Annotated in this window: 5 protein-coding genes; 2 read left to right on the plus strand and 3 right to left on the minus strand. The window is 64.2% G+C overall.

The genetic code is table 11. The annotated features are described in order from the left end of the window. Positions 1-690 precede the first annotated feature (690 nt). A complete protein-coding gene (locus tag OG302_RS43220) occupies positions 691-1,119 on the plus strand; it encodes an ImmA/IrrE family metallo-endopeptidase (RefSeq protein ID WP_371750527.1) in 429 nt (142 codons plus the stop codon). Positions 1,120-1,886: 767 nt separating this feature from the next. Here the strand turns inward: OG302_RS43220 and OG302_RS43225 are convergent. Beyond that, the gene (locus OG302_RS43225) at positions 1,887-2,486 is read right to left on the minus strand and encodes a DivIVA domain-containing protein (RefSeq protein ID WP_371750528.1); all 600 of its coding nucleotides are present in this window, start codon (positions 2,484-2,486) and stop codon (positions 1,887-1,889) included. A 1,736-nt stretch (positions 2,487-4,222) separates the two neighbouring features. Here OG302_RS43225 and OG302_RS43230 point away from each other — a divergent pair. Further along, entirely contained in the window at positions 4,223-4,585 is a 363-nt protein-coding gene (locus OG302_RS43230; protein WP_371750532.1) for a DUF2637 domain-containing protein, read from the plus strand. 1,274 nt (positions 4,586-5,859) lie between these two features. On the opposite strand, the gene OG302_RS43235 is transcribed toward OG302_RS43230, so the two are convergent. Further along, entirely contained in the window at positions 5,860-7,944 is a 2,085-nt protein-coding gene (locus tag OG302_RS43235) for a hypothetical protein (protein ID WP_371750529.1), read from the minus strand. Positions 7,945-10,339: 2,395 nt separating this feature from the next. Next, a partial coding sequence (locus tag OG302_RS43240; protein ID WP_371750530.1) for a hypothetical protein occupies positions 10,340-11,668 on the minus strand: 1,329 nt, incomplete at its 5' end.

An 11,668-nucleotide genomic window follows, 5' to 3' on the forward strand; every position in this document is an offset into this window, starting at 1 on the left:
CCCTGCGGAGGCACTTGCTCCGAATCCGGGCGGCCCACGCACCCGGACGGATCTGCAGTGCAGCTGGGAGCCGAACGCCTGGGTGGCCGTACACCCGCCCGACCGCCGGAGAGGGTTGTCCCGGCGCCACACTCGGTGCACGCTCCCGGAGCGTAGGTGACAACGTGCTTGCCGTGTTCGACAACGGCAGTCTTGAAACCGGCGCTACACCGTCAGCGCAGCGTCGAACGCGTGTGGTGCACACTCGCGACGGTCCCAGCACCTCGATGTACAGCCCCACGCTGTCGGTCGCGAGCCACGTTGCAGCTCGCTCTCTTCTTGCCCGGACAATCCCCCTTCGCGCATTCTGCCGCATTCGCTAGTGCCCGCACAGTCGGCAAGCCCCAGCACTGGCCGGTACCCGAACAACGGCCGTGGCCGACCAACAGGCTCACTCGTCACAGGACCTGGCTGAGCTTCAGGGGCCCTGTCTCTCCGCCGCACCAGGCGCCTTGATCTTCTGCGGCCGCCGCCCCGTTCGCCTCCATCGGCCACGGCGTGATGGCACGTCAGCTGTCGGGCGTCACGCTGGGCAATCTGGGCGAACCGCTCGCGCGCCGATCTTGCCTATCCTCGATTTGCAGATTAACTGCACATGTGAGATGGGCCGATGTCCTTGGCCAGCGCTCCGCAAGAAAGGTTGCGTGCCACGTGAGTGCGTTCGACCCCGAAGCTGAGATTGAGCAAATGGGGATCCCCATTTACTACCTCAATCTCCAGGACACGATCGCCGCCTGGGATGCCGAGCACCGCAAGGTCTATTGCACCCATGGGCTCAGTAGTGCGCAAAGACGCTCTGCACTCTGTCACGAGCTCGGCCACATTACACTCGGGCACCGGGAATGCATGTTTGGTGGGAGTACTCCAGTTGCTGCCATCATTCAGGAGCGGAATGCGGAACTATGGGCTGCCCGGAAGCTGATCAGCGTTGTTGAACTTGCCATCGCCAGAGACTCTGGACTTCCCAATGCAACCATCGCTCAGGCCTACGGCGTCACTGAACGGATGTATCGCGCTCGCCTCTTAGCCGAGGAAGAAGACGAGCGACGTTGGCTCAGCCCTCTGAACGAATACCGCTGAGACGCCCTTGCGTGGCGTTGGCACCCGTCGATCATCAGTCCCTACCTGCATATTGCCCGCTCTCTCCGCCACACATCAGTCACTTATGTGGGTCATCGGCGTGCGCATGCTTGAGTGTACGGGCACATGGAGGGGAGTCACTGTGCCCACAAGCCCAGGCTAAGACGTGATAAACGCCGAGTGTGTACTCGCAGTGTGAGGGATCATTGAAATGTTTGTGCTGCCGCTCAAGGAGGGCGGCTTGCTCCTCAGCTAATAACTGAGCCGAACAAGGAGCACTTGAGCCCATGGTTGCGCTGGCGGTCGTCGGTGAAATACGAGACAGTCCGAGTACCCATCGGTAGCATGCCAACGCCCCATAGAAATAGTAAGGGTGCCCAAGATGGGCATCCGGAGTTTTCATCCAACAGGCGCATGCATGCTCAATCTGCTTACGACGGCGTACTCCTATACGCGACGCAGTCGCATTACTGGTAGCCATGTATCACAGTAGGCACACTCTGCCGGCATCAGCACTCCGGATTGCCCTGTTCGAGTCTCCACGCCTCCCACACGCAGTCGCGAGCAGAGCCCCTACAGAGGCTTCGCATGACCGGGTGGACGTGCCGGCACTCGATATCCGAAGTCGCACCTCCGTTTGGCCGTCCCACATCACCGGGCTCGCATCACGGCAACGTCACCCGGCACGGCCAGAGAAGTGCCGTGAACCAGGGAAGCAACTGACGGCGTCGACCACCCACGAGCAAGGACGTACCATCCCGGTCCGCTCACGCAAAGGGCCCAGACCAGGCCATGGATTCCCGCCCTTCCGCAGGTCGCGGCCAACTGGGCGTCGTCTCGCAGGATTCGTAGTAGTCCAATTGATGGAGCTGGCTCTGGAGGTAGGTCTTCAGCCGGCTCCGGCAGTCACGTTCGAAGCCGCGTAGCGCGCTAGCCCTACGCTCCATCGCATATGCGCTGGCATGGGCGTCCTGACGAAGCCTGTCAGCGAAGCTCTCTGCCTCGGCAATGATGCGGTCGGCGTCAGCTCGCGCTTCGGCAATGGCCTGATCCGCCGTTTGCTGGGCTAGGTGCAGAACACTCACGCTGCAGCAGTCCTCTGCCGACAGTGCCTCTCCCTGAGCCGCAGCATCTTCATGAAAACTCCGGGGCGAGGTAGTCGGTGCGTTCGACTGAAGATCGTTAATCCCGTTGAGATCCCTCTGTCTCGTGACGACAAGTTCGAACTCAAGCTCCTCGATTCTCCGCCGGAGCCTGCCCACTTCCATCTCGACGTCGTCGAGGAAGGCATCGACCTCTTTCTCGTCGTAACCTTGTCTGAACAGTACCGTCGTGAACTTTCGCTGCCGGATGTCGTTGGGGGTCAACAGCATTCGTTTCCCTCTACTTTCCTCATACGCGCGGTTCCAAGCCATTAGCACCGCGCGGGGCAAGGCGACTCGGCTCTGTCCTGTTTATCCTCATGCGAACGAGACAGGGCCCGGGATGCAATCTAACGACCTACCCGCACCCACGGACACGGCGAACCCACCAAAGTGGCACTCGGGACTGTCACGGAACGAGGCCCGAAACAGAAGCCGGTATCCTGCCGGGCTCACCTTAGCTGGACAGGTAGCCCCACCCCAACTTGCGCCCGCAGAAGTCGGGTTGGCCTACAGGCACGCCAGGAGCAGCGCGCTGACGGCAGTTCCAATGTAATCACATAGGTAGTGCCGCGAACGAGAAGGCGCCGTATTCGGGGTCAACAGGATAGACGCCACCGCTCTTCCGGCCTGGGAAGCCGTCGCAGTTTGCAGCATTGTCGGATATTCGGCATGAGGGGTTGTGCTCATATCTCGAGTGAGCAATCTGCCCACGCATGGGCGAACACGGGTTCCGTCTGGTCCTCCTGGCCGAAGGGAGCCGGCAGCGGAGTGGGATGGCTCAATTGCCGTCGAACGCGGTCACCCGTGACGGGGAGTGGTGCAATGGCGTCACCCCGCGCTCCGCCGGCTATTGGCTCCAGCGTCAACACTGCGCCTTCAGGAGCCCGATTCGAGGCCGTCCCGAGGAATCGGCAAGACGAGCAGGGCCCTCCTCTTACGTCGGCACAGCCATCTTCCATGCAGGATGCAGCGTTTACCCTGCTCACAGGCCCCGTCGTTCACCTGGTTCAACAAGAGCCTGTCGCGGCTCCTGATGCGTTCGCTCGCCGGGGTATTCCTGATCCCCTCTTTCGGGTGACTGCCACGCGGGCTACTGCAGTTGGCGGTCGTAACTGGTGCGCTACTCTCCCCCGCAGGCATTGACCGCTACGTTCACATGCCACTCCAGCCTTGCTAGAAGCCCTGCTGCGCAGCGCCTGGCATTCCACAGAGGGAGGGAGGATAGGGAGAACGCCTATGCGAAGGCCAGTGATAGAGATCGCTTCCCGGCGAAAGGGCCCCGTGTGCTCTGGTGCACCTACCGGAACACTGAAGGGTCCCGCCCGTATCGGGTTACCCGCTCGTAAGCGGGAGCGCGACTGCTCTGCGGCAATCATATTCTCGCCCCACTGTTCGCGCTCACCCTAGGCTCGGCGCTGCACAGCACAGATCCCTGCCCACTGTTGAAGCATCGGGGTCAGTGCGGCACACCATCAGTGAACAGCACCGTAATAGACATACCTTCTCGCGCTAGGTGCTCGTGTCGGCGCGTTAACGGTGCCCGGCTCTGCTGGTCCTGACACCCATGCATTTCGCCAGCCGCCATCGGCAAGCAACGCGTCCAGCGGCCGACGAACTCGCCTTTCACCTGCAGGGTTGCGGATCCACCTTCAATCTCCCTCTCACTCATGCGCGTACACACTTCACCTACTCCCCATCGGGACTCATCGATGCATGAAACCGGAGAACTCCTCGACAGCACCCCCGACTTGAGGAGGATTGATCACGAACTGGACATCGAAGCGAAATGGGATCTATTCCCACCGGCCATGTATAGCCGACAGCCAGACCCAATCCACGAACCACGTGCAGACTCCTTGGTAACCAGGCGTCCGCGCAAGCGACGGCATCGAGCCCGCAGAGCGAGCAGTAGATGGTCGAGTTTCGCCAGCCTCAGCGTCACGGCCCTCACCGTGATCATGGTCATGTCTGTCGTTTCTCTCGGAGGCCTGATTTCATATGAGACCCTCCACGTCCTCGGCACATCAGATCTTCCGCAAGGCGTAGCGCACTGGTGGCCACTGCTGATTTACGGGCCTTGGATTGTTGCCTGCTTGACAATTCTACGATCGGCCTTGCACGGGCGGTCAACCAAAGGTTCTTCATGGACCATCATGATCTTCTTTTCCCTGATCAATGCCACTCTCTGCGCGGTAAACGCGCTGGGTGATGCGGTCACGGCAACTGTGGCCGGCCTCCCACCCATCGCAGCCCTAGCCTGCCTGCACCAGCTTGTGGACCAGTTGACTCACAAGGTGACGCAGATTCCAAATTCCCAATAGGACCGTTCGGACCTCAGGTCGCACGGAGCAGATCCAGCGCAAGGCGCCTCTCTCGTTCATCGCGTGGCAAAATGCGCTGGTCAACGCAGGTGACGACATGACAGAGCCCGTCCTCGTTGGGTGATTTCATATATCCCCCAACGAGGAAGGGCTCTGCCGTTGGGCATCTTCCAGGCTGAATATCCCGTATCAGCTCCCACTGCAACTCCTCCCGGCGTCGGCATTCCAGGGATGAACTGAGCTCCAGGTGGCCTAAGTTGACCGGCCTTCAGGACCTCACGCGCCTTGCCGACAGGGCGCGCTGACCGAGGCTCAGAAGCCCATGGGCCCTCCACCGCCACATCGGCGCGTGGCGGTGGAGAACCCTGATCGGCACCATCCCGCCGCGCGGTGCCGTCAGCTACCTGCTGGCCCGCCTCGCTCATCCAAGGGGCTGATCACAGGCAGAGACCTTCACAAGCGGAATCTCCTCATTCCATTTTCGCCGTGCTTGTCAAGGTGGCGGGAACAGGGGAACACGGGAACATCCCAGGTCATAGCCCTGAACCCTGTTCCCGTAGCAGCAGAAATGACGCGCATTGATGCTTTGAATGAGGTGCTCCTCCCGCCTCCAGGGCGGCTCCTTCCCGTCTGGGTGCGGAGCTCCACCTGCCGAAAGCTCGAGCCACGGGTCCTGAGTCCGCCCCTCAGAACCTGCGGACGCATTTTCGCCCATGGCCACCACACTCAAGGACCGCTCCTGCTGTGACGATGTCACGCCCAGAAGGCCCTCGACCGCGTGGGGCCCGCGCAGCGGGCACATCGCCGCCGCCCTCTAGGAGCATCGACATGCTGACCTGTGTATTTCGAATCCTCGAGCCGTTGTTGGGGCTGCTGTGGCCCGCGGCGGGCCGCCACCGGTCAGCCGAAATGCAGCCCATGCCGACATCGGCTCCTCGTCTGCCGCGTGTACCTGCACTGAGCGGTGAGGACCTTGGGCTTGTGCGCCCGTACCTCGTCGCGCACGAGCGACGGCAGGGAGCGCTCCTAGACGTCCGGCAGCCTAGCCACAGCGCACCCGCCGCTCGGCGGCGTGTAATGCGAACGGATCCGCCGAATCCAGCCGATGGCTGAAGCGGCACGCGCGGAGAGCGGCGCCCTGCACCCCCGAGCGAAGATCGACGCTCCCCCGATCAGTACACTCGGGCCCGAATTGCGGCGCAAGACGATGCATCAGTCTGGTCCCGAGCTGGGCCAGCCTCAAGGGCGGCCCAGCTCGGAGGATGAGCTGCTCGCTACAGATCCCACACAAGGTCGGCTCTGACCAGAAGGAGCCGGAGATTGTCTGCGCCGACGCGTACGCGGTGGGAAGTCACTCGCTCCTTCTGGGCAGTGTTGCGGAGGGTGGCACCGGCCTGCAGCAAGGTGTCAGGGAGCGAGCGGTCCACGTAACTGTTCACACGGGGGTCGCCACTGGCCTTGAGCAGCATATTGAGGTTGCTGTTGGTGATTCCAATGGCGGGGCCGCGGTCCGGGAACCAATAGACGGCTGGTCCTTGGCCTCCCCATGCGCCGCCTCGTTGCCTGCGCACGCCCTGATCCTGCTCGCTCTGTCCCGGAACCACAGGGCCGATGTTGCCCTTACTGTCGCGGATGTGGGCATCTCGGCGGGACAACGCCTTGCGGAGGACGTCCCCGACAGCGGTGGCCACTCCGTCTTGCGCGATGTGCTGTTCGTCCATTCTCAGGGCCTGCTTGGCCAGGGAGCCGGCAAGTGGAGGAGCTACGACGCTGATCAGGTCGGCCATGTCCACATCGGTCACGGCAGCCACGAGTCCCAGTCCGGAGAGCATGGCGGCGGCTGCCGTGACGACGCCGTCCATGGTGCCGCTGCGCTGGGGAAGTTGGCCCTCCACATGGGGGATGAGCTGTTCGAGGGCCCGTGCTTCGAGGTCTGCGAGGTAGGTGTCTACGCTGCGGTGAGCGTGCAGATGCGCGATGATCCGGTCGCCGATCGTGCGCAGGGGAAGGGACAGACTCTCGCCGCCGCCAGCTTTGTACCAGCGCCAGTCGACGTCACCGCTGTCGCGCCCAAGGTAGGCGACAACTGCACGGCGGTAGAGGGATTCCTGCATGGACGGCGGAAGCATCTGGGCGGCGATGGTGGGGATGGACCGGATGCGGTTGCCGGGCTTGGCCGTAAGGTCACGGTTTCGGCGGCCCTTGATCTCTGTCGCGTTACCGGCGGCACGGATGATCAGTTCGAGCTTCTTCTCCATCTCGCGGACTTCCATCGTGGACGACGTCCGGGTGAGGGGGATGTCGTCCAGCAGCGTGGGCATGTCGCCTTCGAAGTCGATGGCGCACTCGATGTCGGTGACAGTGCTGTTCATCCCCTTGGTCGGCACCGGCGGCCAGGCGCTGGGGCGTGGAGTCAGCAGCAGGCTGCGGCCGGTGTTGGCCGCCGAGGTCTTCCCGGAGTTGGGGGCGGCGTCGAAGATGAAGGTCGCGGCCACGGGGCGCAGGGAATGGGCGAGCGAGCGGGCGCCGACCGCGAGACCCATCAAGGGGGCCCAGCCGTGGCTGGCGATGTCGCGGATGGCCCGGCAGCAGTCCTCAAAGGTTGCGGTGCCTTCGAGAGGCGCGGCGGCGCGGCGCAGGGGGTCCGGTGCGCCGATGATGCGGACGGGGCGGTCGGCGGGGTAGGTGCGTCCGTCCGCGTGCACGTAGGTGAGGCCGGTTCCGGGGAGCTGGTGCCATCCAGTATGGGTGACGACGAAGGTGCGGGGCAGCCGTTTGCCTTGGTCCGTGATGACATTGATGAGGACCTCGCGGATGGCCCGGGAGGCGGCTCCGGCGTCGTCGCTGAAGTCGTTCCACCCATCAGCGGTTCGCAGATCCGCGAGGCTTTTGGTGAGGGTGTCGGCTCCGATGGTGATGGTGTAGTAGCGGCCGGAGGACTTGCCGTCGTCGCCGAGGACGACGAGCCGCTCGGAAACATATGGCGCCCAGTCCAGGATGAGTTCCCATTCCTCGGTCTTGCCCCGGCGAAGCTTGCGGAGTGCGCCGCCGCCGCATTCATCGGCCTCATAGCACCAGCCCGGGGACCCGATCACGGGCCAGCCGGGCAGCTCGTCGCCTTCCTCGCGGTCGGCCTGGTGGTCTGGGTGGGCGTGATTTTCGTACGGAGACGCCTTGGTCGCCGGGCGCAGCGACGAGCGGTTGGGACCTCGGAGAGCAGCAGCGGCCGGGGCACTCGTTGGTCCGTCGACTACGTCGGACCGGCGTTGCCGGGGGCTTCGGTGGTCACGGGCACCGGCGCCGTGGAGCGTTCCGTCGGAGAATGAGGCCGTCACATCGTGCAGTTGTGGCTGTGTCATCGCCGGTCCTCTCGGAAGCAGACCGGGTTCAGGCCGACTGCCTGACAGTGGACGACGCTTGCCAGGACGCTGCTGAGGGGCAGGCACTCCCACAGGTCGATGGCGGGGAATTGCTCCCATCCTTTACCCTGCGTCAGTTCTGCGGCGGAGGGGGGGGGGGGGGGGGGGGGGGGGGGGGGGGGGGGGGGGGGGGGGGGGGGGGGGGGGGGGGGGGGGGCGTCGCCCACGTGGCCGCGCAGTCGCACCGTGAAGTACCGCTCGCAGAGCTGGCTGTCGCCATCGAGCGCAGCCAACTGGGAGAGGACTTCTGGACACCAGGGCAGAGCCCGACTCAACCGACCGCAGGATGTCCGCCAGATGCCACCAAAGCTCTCGGGGGCATCAAGTCGGTACCACCAACCGGCTGTTGTCCTGACCTGGGTGAGGCCGAGGGCAAGGGGCCCCTTCTTAGCCGAGGCGTCTAGCCAAGAAGGGGGGCGTTTAAAGTCGTGAACTGCCTGGGTCATAGGTACCCTCTACTTTCAAGAGGTAATGGTCCGGCCGACCGAGCCGTCCGGTGATCTGCTGTGCACGCACATCCGCACAGCCCGTCTCGGCTCGGTCAGCCAACTGTCGGCGGGGCCCGGTAGCTTCTTGGCGGGAGTACCCGGGCCTCCGCCGTGTTCTTCGTTATGCCAGCATCTGCTGATCAACTTCCTCCAATTGAGCCTTCATGATCTCCAAGACAAGGTCTTGGAGATCCTGCGCTCCCCTCAACACGGCCTGTGGATCTTCGGCAATGGCTCGGGCTGATCGTTCCGTGAGCAGACCCACGGACATGGCTGCGGCCATACGCTGCCCGTTCTCCTGCGAGATACCCCTACGGGCTTCGTGCCCCGGAACACAGGCAGTAGCCGCCACTGATGCAACAGTTGGCCTCGTGACCACCCCTGACAGTTCGGCGATTTCCGCCGCGGTGATGCCGGGGCGCCGATCGGGTCCACGATGAACAAGGTGTCCCACCTTGTCCTCCCTCTGATCCGATGGAAAATTGGTCAGCCATCAACGTAGTGCGCTCCACCTTCCTGAGCGTGCCAACCGCCGTTCTCGCCCCAAGTTTCACCCCATCGATACGCCGGGAGTTACATGACTGAGCGTTACTGATCGGGTTGTTGCTAGTTGGTTTTGTGCCCGAACGGGCAGGGAGCATCAGCCGATGACGGTGTCTTGCGCGGTCGAGTGTTGACGCCAGGCAGGCAGTTAGCCAGAGAGTGGTTGACCACTCCCGGCCCGCCATCGCACAGACACTGTGTGCGGTGAACTGGCAGGCCATGACTGCAGGTACCCGGTCACGGGGAACCTCTCTGGTTGATCGCCCGGCGGCCCCGCTCCGAATCCGTCCGTCTTCGGCGCCCTATGGCGCGCCGACGCACTATCGGGTGATCCTGCCTCCCAGCTGATTGACGGTGACGAGGAGCTACCCCTCTACTTCCGCCCAAGGCGCCTGCACGGATGCACCCATGCCGAACATTTCTCAGCGGCCTGTACGTCCAGTTGGAGACACGGATTGGGAATGTGGAAATGTCGCGCCGCGCCTGACTATTGATCATGCCCACTGGCCGTCCGGTCCGCTCGGGAGTACGCAGATGAATGGGATCCCCGTAGAACGCGAGGCTCCATACCCTCCGAGGTTCTTGCAGGCGCTGACCCGCTGCTGCGCCTGGCACGCCGGCGGTCACCCTGACCGGACACCGGGGCACCCCAGAGCCAGTCCCACTGCCCGTCGTGGGCACCAACCCCACCCGGACCAGGAGCCGGAACGGGGGCTGACGGTCGTCCGAGCACCCGTCGGGGCCGATGGCCCGGGTACCAAACCGGGGAAGGCGGCACTCAACTGAGGTGCAACACTGGCGGCATCGCACACGGCCCCCGGGGTGCGAGTCCCACGCACGGCACAGATCGTCCATCCCAACGGTCGGAATGGACCGTCAACGGCACGGGGCGGCGAGCGGGGCGTGGGCCGGCCCGCTGACGCGCGGCGAAATCGTTGCGCTCTGAAGAGGGACGAGGGGGATGCGTGCAGCCTGGTGAGCTTCATTGGTAGACGCGGTGGCAGGCTGGCTTCACTGCCGACGAGTAAACAGTCTCGGTTCACTGCCGATGAGCGTAAAGCAGCGGACTGCAGCCGTACAGGCGCATTCGGGGCAGACAGCTCGGAGCATATGCCGCAACTCCACGCCGGTTCGTGCCAGTTGACAGATCGTGCAAGGCGCTCTGCAAACGGGAGTTCGAGGGCGGCACGGCGCTAGGCGGTGGTTTGGGCGCCGCGGTGGAGGTCACTGACTTAAGTTGCCGGAAGCTCAGCGAGTTCCGTGGCCGGTTGACCAGGAAATTCCCCCTGGGGGAACCGTGCCGTTCAAAGGGATGAACCCACAGTGCGCGCCGAGGCCACTCGTGGCCCTGGCAGCTTTGCGGCGGTCACGTCGGCGGCGCGCTCAGCTGCCCAGTCGTTGAGTTCGGCACGCAGGGCGGCACACGCCCTTTCAGCCTCTACGTGATCGCGCATCTGCTCCAACCACCCCTGGTCAGACTCAGGAGCGGCACGGCCGGTGGGGATGGACAGGCCCAGAGCCCTGGCTCGGTAGATGTCACGTGGAGAGACGTCTGCCCACGCCTGGATCGGAAGACTTTCAGCAAAGGCCTGGTCGCTCCCGCGCGACAGCGACTCACGCTCAAGCCGCCGTGGTCGCTCTTCCTCGCCGGCACGACGGGCTTCGGTCAGGCGGCGGCGCAGTTCAGGGCGAAGCTGTTCGGCGTAGCGGTGCCAGATCGGGCCATTGCTCTCTTCGCGCCGGCGCAGTATGGCGATGTATCGAGTGCCCGCGTCGTCGGCCCGCTCATCCGGCAACGCTGACGGCTCAGGGACGGCCAGGCCGTGCAGCCGTCGGCGGCGTTCAAATCCGTGACGTAGGTAGGCGGCGGGATCGCGCAGGTGGCCAGGCACTCCCCAGGTGAGCAGCTCGGCTGCAAGGCTCTGCCACGTCCAGCCAGCAGTGCGCAGTGGTCTCAGCATGTATCCGAGACGGCGGGCGCAGCCGCGAGCAAGCCACCACACCTCGCGCTGCACCTGTTCGGCCAAGGCGATGGCCTGGGCGCACTCTGCGGGCGAGGTGCGCGGGCGATCGGTGGTGTTGCTGCGGGAGGTGTTCTTCGTACGGGCTGCGCGCTTGCGCGGGGTGTGTTTCTTACCTCCTTCTACCTGTGGCTGTAGATGGTCCTGGGGGGCCATCACAGAAGGGGTGCACGCAGCACCCCGGTCCACGGCTTGTGTCACCGCCTTGCGCCGGGCTTCCTCACAGGCCTGGGCCCGCCCGTCGTCCGTGACGCCCACAACGCGTGCCGTGTACCCGGCGCCCCTGATCCGGCGCCCCGTCGCCTCGTCCCACACACGCGGTGCTACCGCGGCAAAGAGCGTGGCCGTGCCGCGGTAGCCGTTGCTCGGCTGCCAGGCCGTGCCGAGCCGAGTACGGATGGCGTTCGCCTTCGAACCATGCTCGACATACGCGAGGAGGCCCAGTTCGCGCAGATACAGGGCATGATTGAGGATGGCCCGGCGTTTGAGACCGAGTTCACGTGCAGTCTGTTCGATGCTGAACGGGAAGTGTCCGTCCTTGTTGCACCGCATGCGTCGTGCGAAGACGTCGGCCAGACGCATCGTCGTACGACCCGCCCGCGGGTGGAGGGA

The sequence above is a fragment of the Streptomyces sp. NBC_01283 genome (assembly GCF_041435335.1).
Lineage (GTDB): Bacteria > Actinomycetota > Actinomycetes > Streptomycetales > Streptomycetaceae > Streptomyces.